This is a genomic window from Hankyongella ginsenosidimutans, from assembly GCF_005144965.1.
Taxonomy (GTDB): domain Bacteria; phylum Pseudomonadota; class Alphaproteobacteria; order Sphingomonadales; family Sphingomonadaceae; genus Hankyongella; species Hankyongella ginsenosidimutans.
In genome coordinates, this window is record NZ_CP039704.1 from 1,475,294 (window position 1) to 1,493,385 (window position 18,092).

The 18,092-nt window shown below is 67.2% G+C and carries 13 protein-coding genes, 1 other RNA gene and 10 pseudogenes; 8 read left to right on the plus strand and 16 right to left on the minus strand.

Annotation, left to right across the window (positions count from 1 at the left end; translation table 11 throughout):
• Positions 1–174 precede the first annotated feature (174 nt).
• The 5 genes and pseudogenes from E6W36_RS08600 to E6W36_RS08620 all read right to left on the minus strand — a co-directional run bounded on the left by E6W36_RS08600 (position 175) and on the right by E6W36_RS08620 (position 4,361).
• Positions 175–1,664 (minus strand): annotated as a pseudogene (locus tag E6W36_RS08600) (replicative DNA helicase).
• Between the two features lie 155 nt (positions 1,665–1,819).
• On the minus strand, positions 1,820–2,407 hold the full coding sequence (gene rplI, locus E6W36_RS08605; protein WP_222872321.1) for a 50S ribosomal protein L9: 588 nt from the start codon (positions 2,405–2,407) through the stop codon (positions 1,820–1,822).
• A 12-nt stretch (positions 2,408–2,419) separates the two neighbouring features.
• A pseudogene (gene rpsR, locus E6W36_RS08610) lies at positions 2,420–2,642 on the minus strand (30S ribosomal protein S18).
• Positions 2,643–2,666: 24 nt separating this feature from the next.
• On the minus strand, positions 2,667–3,107 hold the full coding sequence (gene rpsF, locus E6W36_RS08615) for a 30S ribosomal protein S6 (RefSeq protein WP_222872322.1): 441 nt from the start codon (positions 3,105–3,107) through the stop codon (positions 2,667–2,669).
• Positions 3,108–3,245: 138 nt separating this feature from the next.
• Positions 3,246–4,361 (minus strand): tetratricopeptide repeat protein, encoded by a 1,116-nt coding sequence (locus E6W36_RS08620; RefSeq protein ID WP_222872323.1) that lies wholly within the window; start codon positions 4,359–4,361, stop codon positions 3,246–3,248.
• Between the two features lie 336 nt (positions 4,362–4,697).
• On the opposite strand from E6W36_RS08620, the pseudogene fabD reads away from it, so the two are divergent.
• Positions 4,698–5,635, plus strand: a pseudogene (gene fabD / locus E6W36_RS08625) (ACP S-malonyltransferase).
• A 32-nt stretch (positions 5,636–5,667) separates the two neighbouring features.
• Positions 5,668–6,400, plus strand: a pseudogene (gene fabG / locus E6W36_RS08630) (3-oxoacyl-[acyl-carrier-protein] reductase).
• 286 nt (positions 6,401–6,686) lie between these two features.
• Here the strand turns inward: fabG and E6W36_RS08635 are convergent.
• Positions 6,687–6,905, minus strand: coding sequence for a hypothetical protein (locus E6W36_RS08635; RefSeq protein ID WP_222872324.1), 219 nt, complete (start codon positions 6,903–6,905; stop codon positions 6,687–6,689).
• Positions 6,906–6,994: 89 nt separating this feature from the next.
• Between E6W36_RS08635 and rnpB the strand changes: the two genes are divergently transcribed.
• The 6 genes and pseudogenes from rnpB (at position 6,995) to E6W36_RS08665 (ending at position 11,651) form a co-directional block, all read left to right on the plus strand.
• Positions 6,995–7,376: RNase P RNA component class A (gene rnpB / locus E6W36_RS08640), an RNA gene on the plus strand.
• Positions 7,377–7,579: 203 nt separating this feature from the next.
• The gene (gene yajC, locus E6W36_RS08645) at positions 7,580–7,810 is read left to right on the plus strand and encodes a preprotein translocase subunit YajC (RefSeq protein ID WP_342776863.1); all 231 of its coding nucleotides are present in this window, start codon (positions 7,580–7,582) and stop codon (positions 7,808–7,810) included.
• A gap of 39 nt (positions 7,811–7,849) precedes the next feature.
• Positions 7,850–9,459, plus strand: a pseudogene (secD, locus tag E6W36_RS08650) (protein translocase subunit SecD).
• A gap of 20 nt (positions 9,460–9,479) precedes the next feature.
• Positions 9,480–10,436 carry a protein translocase subunit SecF gene (gene secF / locus E6W36_RS08655; protein WP_222872325.1) on the plus strand — a complete coding sequence of 319 codons (957 nt, stop codon included), beginning with the start codon at positions 9,480–9,482 and terminating at the stop codon, positions 10,434–10,436.
• Positions 10,436–10,804 carry an Mth938-like domain-containing protein gene (locus E6W36_RS08660; RefSeq protein ID WP_222872326.1) on the plus strand — a complete coding sequence of 123 codons (369 nt, stop codon included), beginning with the start codon at positions 10,436–10,438 and terminating at the stop codon, positions 10,802–10,804. Before secF ends, E6W36_RS08660 begins: the two co-directional genes overlap by 1 nt.
• Positions 10,801–11,651 (plus strand): annotated as a pseudogene (locus tag E6W36_RS08665) (ATP-binding protein). Before E6W36_RS08660 ends, E6W36_RS08665 begins: the two are co-directional and overlap by 4 nt.
• 9 nt (positions 11,652–11,660) lie before the next feature.
• On the opposite strand, the gene rpmE reads toward E6W36_RS08665, so the two are convergent.
• The 10 genes and pseudogenes from rpmE to infC all read right to left on the minus strand — a co-directional run bounded on the left by rpmE (position 11,661) and on the right by infC (position 17,900).
• Positions 11,661–11,891 (minus strand): 50S ribosomal protein L31, encoded by a 231-nt coding sequence (rpmE, locus tag E6W36_RS08670; RefSeq protein ID WP_222872327.1) that lies wholly within the window; start codon positions 11,889–11,891, stop codon positions 11,661–11,663.
• A 216-nt stretch (positions 11,892–12,107) separates the two neighbouring features.
• Positions 12,108–12,401, minus strand: a complete 294-nt coding sequence (locus tag E6W36_RS08675) for an HPr family phosphocarrier protein (protein WP_246047446.1) — start codon at positions 12,399–12,401, stop codon at positions 12,108–12,110.
• Positions 12,398–12,802: a PTS sugar transporter subunit IIA gene (locus E6W36_RS08680; RefSeq protein ID WP_222872328.1), complete on the minus strand. Its 405-nt coding sequence runs from the start codon at positions 12,800–12,802 to the stop codon at positions 12,398–12,400. Before E6W36_RS08680 ends, E6W36_RS08675 begins: the two co-directional genes overlap by 4 nt.
• Positions 12,799–13,742, minus strand: a pseudogene (gene rapZ / locus E6W36_RS08685) (RNase adapter RapZ). Before rapZ ends, E6W36_RS08680 begins: the two are co-directional and overlap by 4 nt.
• Complete coding sequence (locus E6W36_RS08690) at positions 13,739–14,161, minus strand: HPr kinase/phosphorylase (RefSeq protein ID WP_222872329.1); 423 nt, start codon at positions 14,159–14,161, stop codon at positions 13,739–13,741. Before E6W36_RS08690 ends, rapZ begins: the two are co-directional and overlap by 4 nt.
• Entirely contained in the window at positions 14,161–14,514 is a 354-nt protein-coding gene (locus E6W36_RS08695) for an ATP-binding protein (protein ID WP_246047447.1), read from the minus strand. The genes E6W36_RS08690 and E6W36_RS08695 overlap by 1 nt, the downstream gene beginning before the upstream one ends.
• The gene (locus E6W36_RS08700; RefSeq protein ID WP_222872331.1) at positions 14,405–15,778 is read right to left on the minus strand and encodes a histidine kinase dimerization/phospho-acceptor domain-containing protein; all 1,374 of its coding nucleotides are present in this window, start codon (positions 15,776–15,778) and stop codon (positions 14,405–14,407) included. The genes E6W36_RS08695 and E6W36_RS08700 overlap by 110 nt, the downstream gene beginning before the upstream one ends.
• Positions 15,747–16,451: pseudogene (locus tag E6W36_RS08705) on the minus strand (response regulator transcription factor). The gene E6W36_RS08700 and the pseudogene E6W36_RS08705 overlap by 32 nt, the downstream one beginning before the upstream one ends.
• Positions 16,448–17,328: pseudogene (locus E6W36_RS08710) on the minus strand (alpha/beta fold hydrolase). The pseudogenes E6W36_RS08705 and E6W36_RS08710 overlap by 4 nt, the downstream one beginning before the upstream one ends.
• Positions 17,329–17,383: 55 nt before the next feature.
• Positions 17,384–17,900: pseudogene (infC, locus tag E6W36_RS08715) on the minus strand (translation initiation factor IF-3).
• Positions 17,901–18,092: the final 192 nt, after the last annotated feature.

An 18,092-nucleotide genomic window follows, 5' to 3' on the forward strand; every position in this document is an offset into this window, starting at 1 on the left:
CCCCTGATGACTTTAGGTTGACCCACACGCCATCGCGCGGTTGCACACGCGCCGCTCACCCTGAGCTGGACGAAGGGCTGAGCGGCTCGTGGTTCGTCCAGGCTCACCACGAGCGGATTTTACAGCCTGCTCCGTGAAGATCGGAATGGCGATCCCATCCAATGTCATCAAACTCTAGCCCCCATAGCGCTCGGGCAGGCGGTCCTCGTCGGTCAGGTCGGCGAACTTGGTGTACTCCTTGATGAAGCGCACCTCGACCGTGCCGGTCGCACCGTGGCGCTGCTTGGCGACCAGCACTTCCGCGCGGCCGCGCACCCGCTCGCCCTTTTCCATCCACTTGATGAACTTCTCGGAGCCTTCCTCGGGCTTCTTCTGGCCGTGGTAATATTCCTCGCGGTAGACGAACAGCACGATGTCGGCGTCCTGCTCGATCGAGCCGGACTCGCGCAGGTCGGCCAGTTGCGGGCGCTTGTCCTCGCGCTGTTCGACGGCGCGGCTGAGCTGCGACAAGGCGAGCACCGGCACGTTCAGCTCCTTGGCAAGCGTCTTCAGGCCACGGGTGATCTCGGAGAGTTCCTGCACCCGGTTTGCCTCGCCGGCGCGGCCTGAACCCTGCAGCAGCTGCAGATAGTCGACGACGATCAGGCCGATCTGGCGCTGGCGCTTCAGCCGGCGCGCGCGGGTGCGCAGTGCGGCGATGGTGAGGCCGGGCGTGTCGTCGATGTAGAGCGGGATTTCCTCGATCTCGCGGGAGGCATCGACCAGGCGGTCGAACTGGCGGGCGTCGATCTTGCCCTTGCGCAGGTCCTCGCCAGAAATCTGGCTCTGCTCGGCCAGCACGCGGCCGGCAAGCTGGTCGGCGGACATTTCCAGGCTGAAGAAGGCGACGCCGGCACCGATGCGCTGCTGCTCCTCGACATGGTTGCGCTGGTCGATCAGGGCGCGCCTGGCCGCCGCAAAGGCGATGTTGGTGGCAAGCGCGGTCTTGCCCATGCCGGGGCGTCCGGCGAGGATGACGAGGTCGGACTTGTGCAGGCCGCCGATCGCGGTGTTGAGTGCATCCAGCCCGGTTGTGACGCCGGACAGGCCGCCGCCCGAGCGCCGCGCGCGGTCGATCGACTCGACCGCCCTGCCAAGGGCATCGCCGAAGGTGACGGCACCGCCACCGACCTGGCCCTGCTCTGCGACCTTGTAGAGCGCAAGCTCCGCGTCCTGCACCTGCGCCTCGGGCGAGAGGTCGTGGCTGGTGTCCACCGCCTGTTCGACCATGGTGCGTCCGACGCGGATCAGCTCGCGCAGCACCGCCAGATCGTAAATCTGGCGGGCGAAGTCGCGTGCGCCGATCAGCGCTGCCGAGTTGGCGCTGAGCGTCGCCAGATAGCCGACGCCCCCAGCGGGGCGAGGGCCGCGTCGGCCTGGAACTTGGGCTTCAGGGTGATCGGGTTGGCGACCAGGTTGCGGTCGACCGTGTGCAGGATCGCCTCGTAGATGCGGCCGTGCACGTCCTCGGAGAAGTGCGCGGGCCTGAGCAGCAGCTGCACGTCCTCGACCAACCGGTTGTCGATCAACAGCGCGCCGAGCAGCGCCTGCTCCGCCTCGACGTTGGCCGGCAGGGTGAGCGGGGACTGGGTATCGGCGGACGGCAGGAGGGAGCGTGTGGCCATGATTCAACCCTTCTGCCTCAAGAAGGGCAGTGACCCAACAGGAAGCATCAGAATTGAGGTCTGTGGATAGCGGGGATCACGGATATGGTTTGTCCGCCCCAAAGCAAACGCCGCCCCGGAGCGGAGCGGCGTCTGTCTTGCGGCGCTTGAAAGGCTCAGGCGGCGGCGTCTTCGGTGGCGTCTTCAGCCGGGCCGGCGTCTGCTTCGGCCTGGGCTTGCGCCTCCGCCTGGGCTTCGGCGTCTTCGGCCGCCTGCATGTCGGCAAGCGTCACGCCCTTCGCCTGCAGTTCGGCTTCCTCGGCCGAGCGGGCGACGTTGGCTTCGATGACCAGGGTGACTTCCGGGTGCAGCACCAGGCGCACCTTGTGCAGGCCCAGCGTCTTGATCGGCTTGTCGAGCACGACCTGGGTCTTGCTCACCTTGACGGCGCCCTCGCTCAGCGCGTCGGCGACGTCGCGGGACGACACCGAGCCGTAGAGCTGGCCAAGCTCGGAGGCCTGGCGGATCAGCACCACGGTCTTGCCCTCCAGCGCCTTGGCGTCCTGTTCGGCGGCGGTGCGGCGCTTGGCGTTGTCGGCCTCGATCTGCGCGCGTTGGGCAACGAACAGCTTGCGGTTCGCCTCATTGGCGCGCAGCGCCTTCTTCTGCGGCAGCAGATAGTTGCGTGCAAAGCCGGTCTTCACCGTGACTTCGTCGCCAATGGTGCCGAGGCGTTCGATACGTTCCAGCAGGATTACTTGCATGGGTCGCCTCCGTTAGCGCACGAGGTAGGGCAGCAGCCCCAGGTGACGGGCGCGCTTGATGGCCTGCGCCAGTTCGCGCTGCTTCTTGTTCGAGACCGCCGTGATGCGGGCCGGGACGATCTTGCCGCGTTCCGACACGAAGCCGGAGAGCAGGCGGATATCCTTGTAGTCGATGATCGGCGCATTCGGGCCCGAGAACGGGCAGCTCTTGCGCCGGCGGAAAAGGACGTGCCATGGTCGAATGGTCCTTGCGCGAGAGTTAGAAACGGGGCCGGCGTTCGCCGCCAGCGCGCTCCGGGCGCGCCGGGCGATCACCACGATCGCCGCCGGGGCGATCGAAGCCGCGCTCCGGGCGGTCGCTGCGCTCGGCGCGCTCGCGGTCCCGGCGCATCATCGCCGAGGGTTCGGCGTCAAGGGCCTCGACGCGCACGGTGAGGAAGCGGATGATGTCTTCGCTCAGGTTCGCATTGCGCTCCACTTCCTGAACGGCCGCGGCAGGCGCGTCGACGTTCAGCAGCACATAATGCGCCTTGCGGTTCTTGCGGATGCGGTAGGTCAGCGTGCGCAGACCCCAGTATTCGGTCTTGGTGACCTTGCCGCCCTGCTCTTCGACGATCTGGCTGAACTGTGCGGCGATGGCGTCGACCTGCGACGTGCCCAGATCCTGGCGCGCCAGAAAAACATGCTCGTACAACGGCATGAATGACTCTCCTCTATGCCGATCGAACGGGCACCTGTTGAGGTCCGTACTCCGGCTGGCTACAAAAACCAGCGGCAGGCTTTTGGGCCCGCCGCCGGAAGCGCGCTCTATGACTCAAAACGCGCGGGTTTGCAAGCGTCAGGCACCGACCGAACCGTAGAGCGCCCACAGCGAGGCGACACCGGCGAACGGCGTATCGCCAGCCGCGACTTTCTTCAGTGTTGCCGTGCCCTGCGGACGCTGGCCGGCGCGGATCTGCGCGATGCCGAGCTGGGTCAGCGCTTCGGCGTCGCCGCCTGCGGCTGCCTTGCTGAGCGCGGGGATGGCGCGTGCGAAATCACCGTTGCCGAGCAGCAGCTTGCCAGCCTTCAGCTGGTCTGCGGGCGCAGCACTTGCGAGCAGCTTGGCCGCTTCCGCAGCAGATGCGTTGGCGCGGGCGGTCGCTGCTTCCAGGAGCTTGCGGCTCATGTCGTCGTCGGCGAGCTTGCCGGCGTCCCTGGCCTTCTGCAGCGCATTGGCAGCAAGGCCCGGCTGACCGCCGAGGATCGAGAGTTTGGCGAACGTCTGGTAATCGTCTTCGCCGAGCGTCCCGGTCTCGTTCATCAGCATCATCAGCGCCAGTTGTGGCGCTGGCGGCAGGCCGGCCTTCTTCAGTTCGGTCAGCAGGCGCTGCCAGTTGGCCTTGGACGGATCGAGGCGGATCAGGCGCTCGACGGTCTCCAGATAGCCCTTCTTGTCGCCCATCTTGTACTGGATGCCGGACAGGTTCACCAGCCAGCCCTTGTCGACCTTGCCCGACTTCAGCATCTTTTCGTACATCTTGCCGGCGTCCGCCAGCTTGCCCTGCTGGTAGTAGGACTGGGCGATGATCTCCTGCATCTGGGTGTTGCCGGGCGCGCGCTGCGCGGCGGCGATGGCGTTGCCGTACTGGCCGGCGCGGTAGTAGAGCGGCGCCAGTTGCGCCGGCGAGCCACCGGCCGCCTGCAGCTCGGTCGCCGCCTTCGCCCACTGGCCGAGCGATGTGTAGACGTAGGCCGCCGTCTCGGCGACCTTCTTCTTCTGGTTGGCGTCGCTGGCCTTGCCGCGCGCTTCCGCGATCTTGCTTTCCGCGAGCGCCAGGTTGCGCTTCTTGGCGGCGTCCACGGCGGCCTGCAGCGGCTTGCCGACCGCAGGCGGCAGCGCCTGGGCGTGCGCCGCCGTTGCGGTCAGGGCGATCCCGGCCGGTGCGGCCGCGCCCAGCAGCAGGGCGGTCATAAGTGATTTGTATGCCTTCACGATGTTCTTCTCCCGATAATCTCAAAACAGGCGCGCGCCGCTCGGTGACGTCGTGCGCCGATTCCTGAACCCCGCCCGCGCAATCTTGTCCCGCCGCAGTATCGCGAACGGTGTGGCATTTTGCAAGACTGAATGCCCATGTAGCGTGCGGCGCCGGGGCGGCCAAGCCCGCAATCGCCTGACATGCCCCAACAAAACTTGACCCGCGATGAACGGTGCCCGTCGTGCCGGTCATGATCGCGGGCATGCGGAGCAACTTGCGCCGCTGCGAATCGCCGAATAGACCTCGGCGTTCGGCATCATGCGAGGTCATACATGCGCACTGCTTTTGTTTTTCCGGGCCAGGGCAGCCAGACGGTCGGCATGGGGCAGCGCTTGCTGCGGCCAGCCGCACCGCACGCGACGTGCTCGCCGAGGTCGACGAGGCCCTCGGCCAGAAGCTTTCCGCACTGATGGCCGAAGGCCGGCGGAGACGCTGACGCTCACGGAAAACGCCCAGCCCGCGATCATGGCCGCATCCCTTGCCGTCGTGCGCGCCCTTGAGGTCGAGTTCGGATTGGCGCTGGAGACAATCGGCCATTCTGTCGCCGGGCATAGCCTTGGCGAATATTCTGCGCTGTGCGCCGCCGGCGGGTTCGATCTGGCGACCACGGCCCGGCTGCTGAAGCTGCGCGGCCAGGCCATGCAGGCCGCCGTCCCGGTCGGCGAGGGTGCCATGGCGGCGCTGCTCGGCCTGGACATGGAGGCTGTGAAGGCGGTCGCGGCAGAGGCTTCGGCGCTTGGCGTCTGTGCGCCCGCCAACGACAATGCGCCGGGCCAGGTGGTGATCTCCGGCCGCAAGGCCGCGATCGAGCACGCAATCGAACTGGCCAAGGCGCGCGGCGGCAAGCGCGCGCTGCTGCTGCCGGTCTCGGCACCGTTCCACTGTGCGCTGATGCAGCCCGCCGCCGATCGCATGGCCGAGGCGCTGGCGGCGCATGCCCCGGCGGCACCCAGACTGCCGCTGGTCTGCAACGTCACGGCTGCGCCGACGCAGGACCCGGAGGCGATCCGCGTGCTGCTGGTCGAGCAGGTGACCGGCATGGTCCGCTGGCGCGAGCGTGGAGACGCTGGCGCAGCTCGGCGTCACCCGCATCGTCGAGTGCGGCGCGGGCAAGGTGCTGACCGGCCTGGTCAAGCGCATCGCCCCGGACATCGAGACCGTGAACCTCGAATCGATCGCCGACCTCGAAGCGTTCGCCAAAACCTGTTGACAGCTTTCCAGCCTGAAGGATCGACCATGACCCTGTTCTCCCTCGAGGGCATGACTGCCCTGGTGACCGGCGCGACCGGCGGCATCGGCGGCGCGATCGCGCGCACGCTTCACGCCCAGGGCGCGCGCGTCGCCCTGTCCGGCACCCGGGCCGAGGCGCTCGCGGCGCTGAGTGCGGACCTGCCGGGGTCGGTCGTGCTACCCTGCAATCTCGGCGACCCGGCGGCGGTCGACGCGCTGGTCCCGCAGGCGGTGGAAAGCCTCGGCAAGCTGGACATTCTGGTCAACAACGCCGGCATCACCCGCGATCAGCTCGCCATGCGCATGAAGGACGAAGACTGGCAGGCGGTGCTCAGCATCAACCTGGAAGCGGCGTTTCGCCTGTGCCGGGCGGCGCTCAAGCCGATGATGAAGGCGCGGTTCGGCCGCATCGTCACCATCACCTCGGTGGTTGGTGTCACCGGCAATCCGGGCCAGGCCAATTATGCGGCGGCCAAGGCCGGGCTGATCGGCATGTCCAAGGCGCTGGCGCAGGAAGTCGCCAGCCGCGGCATCACGGTCAACTGTGTCGCCCCGGGTTCATCGCCTCGCCGATGACGGATGCGCTGAGCGACGACCAGAAGGCGCGGCTGCTGGAGCGCATCCCGGTCGGCGCGCTGGGGACGGGGACGACGTCGCGTCCGCCGTCGCCTTCGCCGCCGCGCGCGAGACCGGCTACATGACCGGCCAGACGCTCCACATCAACGGCGGCATGGCAATGATTTGAGGGCGATGATCTGGGGGCAGTCCTAACAGGTTGCTGAAAAAGTGATTTCCCGCACTGTATACTCACAGTCGTCACCCCGTTAGAGCATGATGACATTTGCTGGAATCGTCATTGCGAGGCGGCAAAGCTGCCGAAGCAATCCAGGAACACCAGTATTTCCATGGATCGCCGCGTCGCCTGCGGCTCCTCGCGATGACGGATGGATCAATATAAAGTCATCAAGCTCTAGGGGCCGGAATGACGAGATGAGTCTGTATTTTTCCACTTTTCAGCAGCCTGCTGAAGCTTACTGCGGCGTGATCGCCTCGGACGAATAGGCCCGGTTTTCCGTGTCGGGACGCACGCCGCCGCCGACCTGCTTTTCGACCTGCTTCATCTCCACCTTCGGTGTTGCGACCTCGGGCGTCGGCTTGCCCTTGCCGCCGAACAGGCCGCACCCGGCCAGCAGGGCCAGCGCGGCAAGGCAGGAGAGGCGGGCGGCGGAACGGCGAATCGAGGCGGGCATTGACAGTCCTGTTGATGAGGGGCGCGGGCACCGTGGCGTGTCGGGCCGCGCTTGGCAAGTCGCGCGCGCCGGAATAGAGTGGTGCTGCGTCAGAAGGCCGGATGGCCGCTGCCCCGGCGACGGGGAGAGGAAAGTCCGGGCTCCACGGGTCCACGGTGCCGGGTAACGCCCGGCGGGGCGACCCCAGGGACAGTGCCACAGAGAGCAGACCGCCGCCGCTCGGCGGTAAGGGTGAAAGGGTGCGGTAAGAGCGCACCGCCCGGCCGGTAACGGTTCGGGGCATGGCAAACCCCACCGGGAGCAAAACCGAATAGGGGCGACACGGGCCGGCTTGCCGGTCCGGCGGCTGGACCCGCCGTCGTCGCCCGGGTTGGTTGCTTGAGGCGCGCGGCAACGCGCGTCCTAGAGGAATGGTCATCGGCGCGGGGCAACCCGCGACCACAGAACCCGGCTTACAGGCCCTCTGACGCCCATTTTGCCTTGCCGCCCGCGTGTCATTGCGAAACTGGCGTGCGGCTGTATAGTCGCGCGCCAGATCGACGTCCCTATGGAAATGAAACCCGCATGCTGATCTCGACCGCTTACGCCCAGACTGCTGCCCCGGCGCCGCGCCGTCGCCGCTGTTTCAGATTGTCCCGTTCATTGCGATCTTCGCGATCTTCTATTTTCTGCTCATCCGCCCGCAGCAGAAGCGCATGAAGGCGCACCGCGAAATGATCTCCAGCGTCAAGCGCGGCGACACCGTCGTCACCGCCGGCGGCCTGATCGGCAAGGTCACCCGCGTGCAGGACGACGAGGTGCAGGTCGAACTTGCCGAGAACGTTCGCGTGCGCGCGGTCAAGTCGACCTTGGCCGACATCCGCACCAAGAGCGACACGCCAGCCAACGATACCGACAAGAAATAACGCCGCGCCTGCGCGCCGGTCGCTACCTGGGAATTCCCAATGCTCGATTTTCCGCCCTGGAAAAGCCTGTTGATCGTCCTCTCGCTGGTGCTGAGCGTCGCGTTCGCGGCGCCCAACCTGCTCAGCGAGCAGCAAGCGGCGTCTCTGCCGTCCTGGGCACCGAAGGCGCAGTTGAACCTCGGCCTTGACCTGCGTGGCGGCTCGCACCTGCTGCTGGAAGTCGACCGGACGTCCGTGATCAGGCAGCAGGTCGAGGCGGTCGAGCGCGACCTGCGCGCGACCCTGCGCGACCTGCGCGACAAGAAAGGCAGCGGCTTCGGTTACGGCGATACCCAGGTCGAGGAGCGCAGCGTCAGCGTATTGATGCGCAACCAGCAGGATGTCGATGCCGCTGTCGAGGCGCTGCGCCGGCTGGCGGTGCCGATCGCCGGCACGGGGGTCTATACGCTCGACGTCTCGGTGGTCGACGGTGCGCGCATTGTCGTCAGCGTCACCGATGCCGGTATCCGCCAGCGCATCGATCAGGCGGTGCAGCAGTCGATCGAGACCGTGCGCCGCCGTATCGACGAGCTTGGCACCCGCGAACCGACCATCATCCGCCAGGGCACCGATCGTATCGTCATTCAGGTGCCGGGCCTGCAAAACCCCGGCAACTCAAGGAACTGCTCGGCAAGACCGCCAAGCTCGAATTCAAGCTCGTGGACACGGAAGCGAGCCCGGAAGATCTGGAGCGCGATCGCGCTCCGCCCGGTTCCCAGATCCTGCCGTTCGTCGACGACACCAATCCCGATGCGCCGCCCCGGAAGATCGCGGTCAAGCGCCGCACGGAACTCACGGGCGAAGCGCTGGTCGATGCGCAGCCAAGCTTCCAGGATGGCCAGCCGGTCGTCTCGTTCCGTTTCGACTCCGCCGGTGCCCGTCGCTTCGCGGACCTGACGCGCGCCTACACCGGCAAGCCGTTCGCCATCGTACTCGACGACGAGGTGGTTTCGGCGCCGAACATCAACGAGCCGATCCTTGGCGGCTCCGGCATCATTTCCGGCTCGTTCACGGTTGAGTCCGCCAATAATCTGGCGATCCTGCTGCGCTCGGGCGCGCTGCCCGCCAAGCTCAACATCCTCGAGGAGCGCACGGTCGGCCCCGATCTCGGTGCCGATTCGATCCGCGCCGGGCAGATCGCCTCGATCATCGGCACGGGGCTGGTGGTACTGCTGATGATTGTCACCTACGGCCGCTTCGGCATCTATTCGGTGATCGCGCTGATCTTCAACCTGGCGATGCTGCTGGCGATCCTGACCGTGACCGGCGCCACCCTCACCCTGCCCGGCATCGCCGGCCTGGTGCTGACCATGGGAGCGGCGGTCGACGCCAACGTGCTGATTTTCGAGCGCATCCGCGAGGAGCTGCGTGCCGGCCGCTCGGTGGTCAGCGCCGTCGAGACCGGCTATCGCGAGGCCAGCCGCGCGATCTGGGATGCCAACATCACCAACGTCATCGCCGCGGCGCTGATGTTCTGGTTCGGCTCAGGTCCGATCAAGGGCTTCGCGGTGGTGCTGACCATCGGCATCGTCACTTCGGTGTACACCGGCGTCACGGTCTGCCGCTGGATGACCGTGCTGTGGATGCGGCGTGCGCGTCCGCAAAACTGATCATTTAACGGGAACGCCCCATGCCCCTGCTCAAGCTCGTCCCCGAGAACACCAACTTCCAGTTCCAGAAGCTGCGCTACGTCGCGACTGCGGTTTCGGTGTTGCTGGTGCTGGCCTCGATTGCCCTGGTCGCGATCCGCGGCCTCAACTTCGGCATCGATTTCACCGGCGGCATCGTCATGGAGGTCGGCTTCAGCCAGTCGCCGAACCTCGATAAGCTGCGTGCGAACCTCAACACGCTGAAGGTCGGCGAGGTGTCGCTGCAGCAGTTCGGTGGCCCGAACGAGGTGGCGATCCGCCTGCCGCAGCAGTCGGGCGGCGAGGCCGGGCAGCAGAAGGCGGTGCATACGGTCGAGGATGCGCTGCATGCTGAATTCGGCAAGGGCAAGGTGACCGTCCGCCGGGTCGAGACCGTCGGCGGCAAGGTCTCGGGCGAGCTGGTGCGCACGGGCGCGCTGTCGATCGGTCTCGCGATGCTGGCGATCTCGCTCTACATCTGGCTGCGCTTCGAGTGGCAGTTCGGCGTGGGCGCGTTGCTGTCGCTCATCCACGACGTCGCGATCACCATGGGCTTCTTCGCCCTGACCCGGCTCGAGTTCAACCTGAACATCGTCGCCGCGATCCTGACCATCGTCGGCTATTCGCTCAACGACACTATCGTCACCTACGACCGCATCCGGGAGAATCTGCGCAAGTACCGCAAGATGGACATCATCCCGCTGCTCGATCTCTCGGTGAACGAGACGCTGTCGCGCACCATCATGACCTCGCTGACCGTCACGGTGGCGCTGGTGGCGCTGGTTCTGTTCGGCGGCGAGGTGATCCGCGGCTTCACCATTGCGATGACCTTGGGCGTGCTGATCGGCACCTACTCGTCCATCTACATCGCCGCACCGATGCTGATATGGATGAAGGTCGGGCCGGACAGCTTCATCCAGAAGGACGACGGCTCGAAGGCGGAGAAGGTCGGCGCCTGATGGCGGTGGAATTCGTGCCCGTCGCGCCGCGCAAGGCCCTGCTGGTTCAGGGTTATGCGCCGGAGGGCTATCGGGTGGCGGGCAGCGTTCACGCCGGCGGCATCCTCATCGCGCCGGAGGCCGTGCATCCCTGGGCCGCAACCGACCTGGCGTCGATCGACCCGGGCGATTTCACGCCGCTGCTCGGCGCTCAGGTGCTGCTGCTGGGCACGGGGCAGGCGATGCGCCGCCCGCCTGCCGACCTGCTGGCGGCGCTGGCAGCGCAGGGTTTCGCTGTCGACTTCATGGATAGCCGGGCGGCCGCGCGCACCTACAATGTGCTGGTGGTCGAGGGGCGATCGGTCGCAGCGGCGCTGCTGCCCCTATGACCGCCGATATTCCCATGACCCTCATGGAACGCATCGCCGCCGCGCTCGAGCGGCTGGCCCCGCCGCCGCCGGTGACTGCGGACCTCACCGCCTTCCCCGGCTATATCTGGGAGCAAGGCGCGCTGCGGCCGGTCGAGACTGTCGATGCGATCGACCTCGACCTGCTGGTGGGGCTGGACGCGCAGCGTGACCGGCTGCTGGAGAATACCCGGCGCTTCGCTGCCGGGCTGCCGGCCAACAATGCGCTGCTCTGGGGCGCGCGCGGCGCCGGCAAGAGCGCGCTGGTCAAGGCGGTGCATGCCCGGGTCGGCGGGCTGGCGCTGGTCGAGCTGCACCGGGACGACCTGCCGAGCCTGCCGGCGCTGCTGCGCCTGCTGAAGGCGTCGACCCGCCGTTTCCTGCTGTTCTGCGACGACCTGTCGTTCGATGCGGGCGAGGCGCACTACAAGGCGCTGAAATCGGTGCTGGAAGGCGGTATCGAGGGCCGTCCGGCCAATTGCCTGTTCTACGCGACCTCGAACCAGCGCCATCTGATGCCGCGTCTGCTGATCGAGAACGACCAGCGCGACGCGGTCAACCCGCGCGACATGGCGGACGACAAGCTGGCGCTGTCGGATCGATTCGGGCTGTGGCTGGGCTTTCATGCCCTCGGACAGGAGGCCTATCTGGCAATCGTCCGGGGTACGCCGCCCGTTTCGGGCTGGCGGTCGATGCACAGGCGCTGGAGGCAGAAGCGCTGGCCTGGAGCGTCACGCGTGGCGCGCGCTCCGGCCGGGTCGCCTGGCAGTTCATTCAGGATCTCGCCGGTCGCCTCGGCGTCAGGCTGGACGACCGGAAGACGCCGTAAGCGGCCAGCTTACTTCTTGCCGAGGCTGATGCCGCCGAAACGCTTGTTGAAGCGCGAGATGCGGCCGGCATTGTCGAGCAGGCGGCCGGTGTTGCCGGTCCAGGCCGGGTGCGCCAGCGGATCGATTTCCAGCAGCATGGTCTGGCCTTCGTTGCCCCAGGTCGAACGCGACTGGTACACCGTACCGTCCGTCATCTGCACGTTGATGATGTGATAGTCCGGGTGAATGCCCTGCTTCATGGTCCAATCCTCGTGTGCGCTGGTGCCGACCAGCACGCAAAACAAAGCGGGTCCGCTACCAGAAACCGCACCGCCTGACAAGCGGCTTGGGCTGCGGTCGTGGGTCATTTTGAATAAACCGCTCGTGGTGAACTCGGACAGAACCACGCGCCGCTCAACTCTTCGTCCAGCCCAGAGTGAGCGGCAGAATTTCAAACTGACCCGCGCCGGGAGCGCCTACTCGCCCTCGTCGAAGCGGTTGCCAACCAGAGCGACCAGTGCCGCGAGTGCTTCCGCGGCGTCCGGCCCATGGGCGCTGATGTGGATTTCGTCGCCAAGCGCCGCTGCCAGCATCATCAGCCCCATGATCGAGGTGCCGGCTACCTCGGACCCATCCTTTGCCACCACGACCCTGGCAGTGAAGGCCGCTGCGAGCGTCACGAATTTCGCGGACGCGCGCGCGTGCAGGCCACGCTTGTTGACGATACGGACGATGGCTTGGTGCGGGGCCACTGCAGGCTGTTCGGTCACGAAGCGCCCGCCAGGATCTGCGAGGCGACCGAGATGTACTTGCGCCCCGCCTCCTGCGCCGCCACGACCGCATCGTGTACGCTGGCCTGCTTGCGCACGGTCGCGAGCCGGATCAGCATCGGCAGGTTGATGCCGGCGATCACCTCCAGGTTCGGCTCTTCCATCAGCGAGATGGCCAGGTTGGACGGCGTGCCGCCGAACATGTCGGTCAGCACCACGACCCCATGGCCGCTATCGACCGCATGCGCGGCGTCGCGGATGTCGAGCCGGCGCTGCTCCATGTCGTCGTCCGGCCCGATGCAGACGGCGCGCACCGCCTCCTGTGGTCCGACGACATGCTCCATCGCGGCGATGAACTCTTCGGCCAGGCGGCCATGCGTGACAAGAACCAGACCGATCATACTCGCATCAACTCTACTTGCGCTTCCCCGGCGTTCTGCGCGTGGACTTTCAGGTCGCGGTGATTCACCGTGAGGTCGTAGCCTGCCGCACGCAGGGTGCACGCCGCCTGTTCGGCGAGGTAGACCGAGCGATGCTTGCCGCCGGTGCAGCCGAAGGCGGCGGTCAGGTAGGCCTTCCCTCGTGCTGGTAGCGCGGCAGCAGCAGCAGCAGCAGGTCCATGATGCGGGTGAAGGCGTCGTGGTAGGCAGGGTCGGCGGCAATGTAGCAGCCCACATCGGGGTCGAGCCCGGTCATCGGCCGCAGCCCCTCGTCCCAGTGCGGGTTGCGCAGGAAGCGCATGTCGAACACCATGTCGGCGTCGCGCGGCACGCCGCGCGCAAAGCCGAAGCTCATGAGCGTCAAGGTCAGGCGCGCGGAGCGGCTCAGCGCGAACAGCTGGCCGAGGCGGTGGCGCAACTGGTGGACGGAATCGTCCGTCGTGTCGAGCACCACCTGCGCCCAGCGACGCAGCGGCGCGAGCATCTCGCGCTCGCGGGCGATGCCGTCCTGCACCGGGCGGTCCTGCGCGATCGGGTGGCGGCGGCGGGTTTCCGAGAAGCGGCGCGCCAGTTCCTCGCCGGCGCAGTCGAGGAACGCCACCACGACTTCCATCGCAACCGCGCTTTCCAGCTCCTTCAGCTGCTCGACGATCCGTTCGGCGTTGAAGGCGCGGGTGCGGGCGTCGACGCCGATTGCCAGCGGCCGGTCCGCGTCGTGGGTCGGGTTGTCGTCGGTCACTTGCAGAAGCCGGCTCAGCAGGCCGACCGGCATGTTGTCGACCGCTTCGTAGCCCATATCCTCGAGCGTCTTCAGCGCCGTCGACTTACCAGCGCCCGACATCCCCGTGACGATGAGGATGCGTCGCTGCGAGCGCGGCGGATCGGGTTGAAGATCGCTCATGATGCCGACTTTAGCGAAAGACCGTATTCACTCAAGGCGCGTTCGACCTTTTGCGCAGCATCTGCTGCATTTGCGTCGATGCGTACGAGCGGCAACGTTTGGCTTTTCCAGCGCCAGCACTCCGGTTCCGGCAGGCGTTCGGCCGCCGCCAGCGTAACGGCCAGCGCCAGCCGGGCCTTGCGCCGGTACGGCAGGCGCAGGATGCCGAGCCCGCGCGATTCGATCAGGCCGGCGAGCGGCAAGGGTGCGCTTGCGAAAAGTCCGCCGTCTTCGTGCAGACAAATCCGGTCGTCGCCGACCAGCATGGCGCCGCGGTCGATCAGGCGCAGGGCCAGGCTCGACTTGCCGGCCCCCGACTCGCCAAGCAGCAGGACGCCGCGACCGAAGACGGCGACGCAACTGGCGTGCACGGTCTCCATCAGGCGTCGCGGCGCAGCCGCACGATCAGCCGCGCGCCGCTGATGCCGCCGCCCTCGGCGCGGTTCTGCGCCAGGATCGCGCCACCATGGCCCTCGACGATCTGCTTGGCGATGGCAAGGCCGAGCCCGGAGTGCTGGCCGAAGGTCTCATCGACCGGGCGCTGGGAATAGAAGCGCTTGAAAATGTCGGCCATGTTCTCGGCCGGGATGCCCGGCCCGTCGTCGTCCACCGACATCTGCCAGCTATCGCCGCCCGACGGCTCGAGCGTCACGCGCACTGTGCCGCCGTCCGGCGAAAAGGAAAGGGCGTTGTCGATCAGGTTGCGCAGCACCTGCCCCAGCCGCAGCTCCATGCCGCGCACCATCGCGATGCCGGGGCAGGGCCCGGTCGACCAGGTGGATGCCGCGCGGCAGCCCGCTCGACCGGTAGTAATCGCACACCGCGCCGATCAGCGCGCTGAAATCCAGGCGCTCGAACTGCCCGCGCGACAGCTCGGCGTCCAGCCGCGAGGCGTTGGAGATGTCGGAGATCAGCCGGTCCAGCCGGTTGACGTCGTCCCGGATCACCGCATGCAACCGGCGGTGCAGCGCCGGGTCGGTCGTGCGCTCCAGGCTCTCGGCGGCGCTGCGCAGCGAGCTGAGCGGGTTCTTGATCTCGTGCGCGACATCGGCGGCGAAGGCCTCGGTTGCATCCATGCGCGCGTGCAGCGTCTCGGTCATCGCGCTGAGCGCACGCGCCAGATGGCCGATCTCGTCGGTGCGGCCGGCGAAGCGCGGCATGGCGACGCCGCGGGCGCGTCCCAGCCGCACGCGCTGCGCCGCCGCCGCCAGCAGGCGGATCGGCCGGACGATGGTGCGCGCCTGGAACAGAGAGATCAGCAGGGTCAGGCCCAGCACCAGCAGGAAAATATGGAACGAGGCCAGCCGCTCGTCGCGCACCACCTGCGTGATGTCGCGGGTGCCGGTGATCATCACGATGGCACCGCGGTCCCCGTCCGCCAGCAGCATCGGCGCGGCGACGCTGACCACGACCACGGTGTCCGGCAGGCGGCGCAGGTGGCTGGCGGTCGTGCCGCGCAGCGCCGCCACTGTTTCCGGCCAGCGGCCAACCGTCTGCGGGGTCGGCGGCGCATAGGCGTCAAGCGCCGGGAACGACCCCACGGTCTCGATCAGGCGGTCGAGGATTTCCGCCGAGACCGGCCCGAAGGTGCGCCGCCGCTTGCGCGCCGCCAGCGGGTCCGCGCCGCCGGCGTCGGCCACGCTGTCCAGCACCAGCCGGCCATCGTGCGCGACCAGCAGGATATGCGCCTTGCTGGTCTGCGCGAAGGCGCGCACCAGCCGGATCGCCTCGGCGCGCTGCATCGGCGGGCCGGCGTGCGCGGCGGAAAGTTCGGCGAGCGCGGTTGCCGTCAACTGGGCGTGCGTCATCAATTCCTGGCGGCGCTGGTCGATCAGCCGGCTGCGAAACTGGTCGAGGTACAGCACGCCGCCGGCCAGCATGACGAGCGCGAGCGCGTTGACGGCGAGAATCCGCAGGCTGAGCGGCGAATAGAAGGGCCGGGGCAGCCGCTCCAGCCGCTGCGCCTCAATCTTCGTTGAAGCGGTAGCCGACGCCATAGAGTGTCTCGATCCCTTGAACTCGCCATCGACCTGCCGGAACTTCTTGCGCAACCGCTTGATATGGCTGTCGATGGTGCGGTCGTCGACATACACGTCGTCGCTGTAGGCCGCGTCCATCAACTGGTCGCGGGATTTCACGAAACCGGGGTGCTGCGCCAGCGCCTCCAGGATCATGAACTCGGTGACGGTCAGGGAAACGTCGTGGCCGTTCCAGGTGACCTTGTGGCGCGCGGGGTCCATGTTCAGCCGGCCGCGCACCACCGGCGGGCGCGGCGGCTCGGCGGGTGTGTCGGTCGTCTCGGCGCGTGCGGCCGCCCGGCGCAGCACCGCGCGGATACGCTCCAGCAGCAGGCGCTGGGAGAACGGCTTGCCGATATAGTCGTCGGCCCATGGCCAGGCCCAGCGCCTCGTCGATCTCGTCGTCCTTCGAGGTCAGGAAGATCACCGGCAGCGAGGATTTCTCGCGGACGCGCCGCAGCAGCTCGATGCCGTCCATGCGCGGCATCTTGATGTCGAGCACGGCGAGGTCAGGCGGGTTTTCCAGCAGCGCTTTCAGGGCGGACGCGCCATCGGAATAGATGCGCACCATATAGCCCTCGGTCTGGAGCGCGATGCTGACGGAGGTCAGGATGTTGCGGTCGTCGTCGACCAGGGCGATGGTTTCGTTCATGCGGCCGCGGCGCGCGCGGCCAGAACCCGCGCCAGCAGCGCGTCGATAGCCGCGATGCTTTCCGGTTCGTCCAGGGTTGGGGCGTGGCCGACGTCAGGCACGGTCACGATCGCCATGTCCGGGTTGCGCCGGGCCATTTCCGCCTGGGTTTCAGCGGTGAACAGGTCGGAGAGCGCGCCGCGCAGCGACAGGCTCGGCACACCGGCCAGCGCCTCGAACGCCGGCCAGAGGTCGGCGACGCCGGCGGCCCCGTTGGGCACGCGGAACGGCTCGGCGATGCGCGGATCATAATCGAGCACGATGCGGCCGGAGGGCTGAACGCAGGCCACCCGCTTGGCGAACACCAGCCACTGGGTGAGATCGAACTTGGGGAACACGTCAGCCCCGGTCGCCGCCAGGTGGCGCGCCAGATGCACCCAGGTCGGCCACGGCCCGATCTTGCCGACGTAGCCGGCGATGCGCTGCAGGCCGACCGCCTCGAGCGTCGGGCCGATGTCGTTCAGCATGGCACCGGCGATCCGGTCCTTGAGCGGGCCGGCGAGGAACATGGTGAGCAACCCGCCAAGCGACGTGCCGAGAAACACAATGCGCTCGAGCGACAGCGCCTCCACCATCGCCTCGATGTCCTGCATGTAGACCAGCGGCGTGTAGGACAGCGGGTCCGGCGCATAGCCCGAATCGCCACGGCCGCGCATGTCCGGGCACACCAGCCGCCACTGGCCGGCCAGGCGCTCGGCCACGCCCTCGAAATCCCGGCAGTTGCGGGTCAGCCCCGGCAGGCAGACCAGCACCGGCCGGTCTGCGGGCCGGCATAGTCGCGGTAGTGCAGGCGAATGCCGTCCCGCGACCAGAAGAAGCCATCGTCAAAGCGCATCATGCAGGGACCTTATCGTGCGGACCGCACCAGGAAAAGCCGGAACCGGCAGGTGGCGTCAGCGCGGGGCGAGCACCATCATCATCTGCCGGCCGTCCATCTTGGCGGCCTGTTCGACCTGGCGTACTCGCCGGTGTCGCCAGCGATCCGGTCCATGAGCTTGAGGCCGAACACGTTGTGCGCGACTTCGCGGCCGCGGAAGCGCAAGGTGACCTTCACCTTGTCGCCGTCCTCGATGAACCGGCCGATCGCCTTCAACTTGGTCTGGTAGTCATGGTCGTCGATGCTCGGGCGCATCTTCACTTCCTTGACTTCCTGCACCTTCTGGCTCTTGCGGGCAGCAGCGGCCTTTTCTGCGACTCGTACTTGTACTTGCCGATGTCGAGAAACTTGCACACCGGCGGGTCGGAGTTCGGCGAGATTTCCACGAGATCCAGGCCGACGTCGGCGGCCATTTCGCGCGCATCCCAAGTGTTGAGAACGCCGAGGTTTTCACCATTTTCGTCGATGACGCGGACTTGCGGTGCGCGGATGAATTCGTTGTAGGCGGGGCCACTCTGCGGCGGCGGGGCCATGGGGCGCGGGACATGGGCGGACGGATGTTGGTTTCTCCTCGTTAGTCGAACAAAAGCGTCTGGCGGCGAGCCGTGCTTCATATAAGCCCGCCGACGCATTACGCCACTGAGAACATTAACAGATACCACGCGCGCCGTAAACGCGCGATTCTCGCGGGTCGTGGCCCATTTTGGGATTTCTTACCCCACCGT

Excerpts from the sequence above, each read along its gene's own strand:
- rplI (WP_222872321.1), bottom strand. The coding sequence starts at position 2,407 with ATGCAAGTAATCCTGCTGGAACGTATCGAACGCCTCGGCACCATTGGC.
- rpsF (WP_222872322.1), bottom strand. The coding sequence starts at position 3,107 with ATGCCGTTGTACGAGCATGTTTTTCTGGCGCGCCAGGATCTGGGCACG.
- E6W36_RS08620 (WP_222872323.1), bottom strand. The coding sequence starts at position 4,361 with ATGACCGCCCTGCTGCTGGGCGCGGCCGCACCGGCCGGGATCGCCCTG.
- E6W36_RS08635 (WP_222872324.1), bottom strand. The coding sequence starts at position 6,905 with ATGCCCGCCTCGATTCGCCGTTCCGCCGCCCGCCTCTCCTGCCTTGCC.
- secF (WP_222872325.1), top strand. The coding sequence starts at position 9,480 with ATGCCCCTGCTCAAGCTCGTCCCCGAGAACACCAACTTCCAGTTCCAG.
- E6W36_RS08660 (WP_222872326.1), top strand. The coding sequence starts at position 10,436 with ATGGCGGTGGAATTCGTGCCCGTCGCGCCGCGCAAGGCCCTGCTGGTT.
- rpmE (WP_222872327.1), bottom strand. The coding sequence starts at position 11,891 with ATGAAGCAGGGCATTCACCCGGACTATCACATCATCAACGTGCAGATG.
- E6W36_RS08680 (WP_222872328.1), bottom strand. The coding sequence starts at position 12,802 with ATGATCGGTCTGGTTCTTGTCACGCATGGCCGCCTGGCCGAAGAGTTC.
- E6W36_RS08690 (WP_222872329.1), bottom strand. The coding sequence starts at position 14,161 with ATGGAGACCGTGCACGCCAGTTGCGTCGCCGTCTTCGGTCGCGGCGTC.
- E6W36_RS08695 (WP_246047447.1), bottom strand. The coding sequence starts at position 14,514 with ATGGAGCTGCGGCTGGGGCAGGTGCTGCGCAACCTGATCGACAACGCC.
- E6W36_RS08700 (WP_222872331.1), bottom strand. The coding sequence starts at position 15,778 with ATGGCGTCGGCTACCGCTTCAACGAAGATTGAGGCGCAGCGGCTGGAG.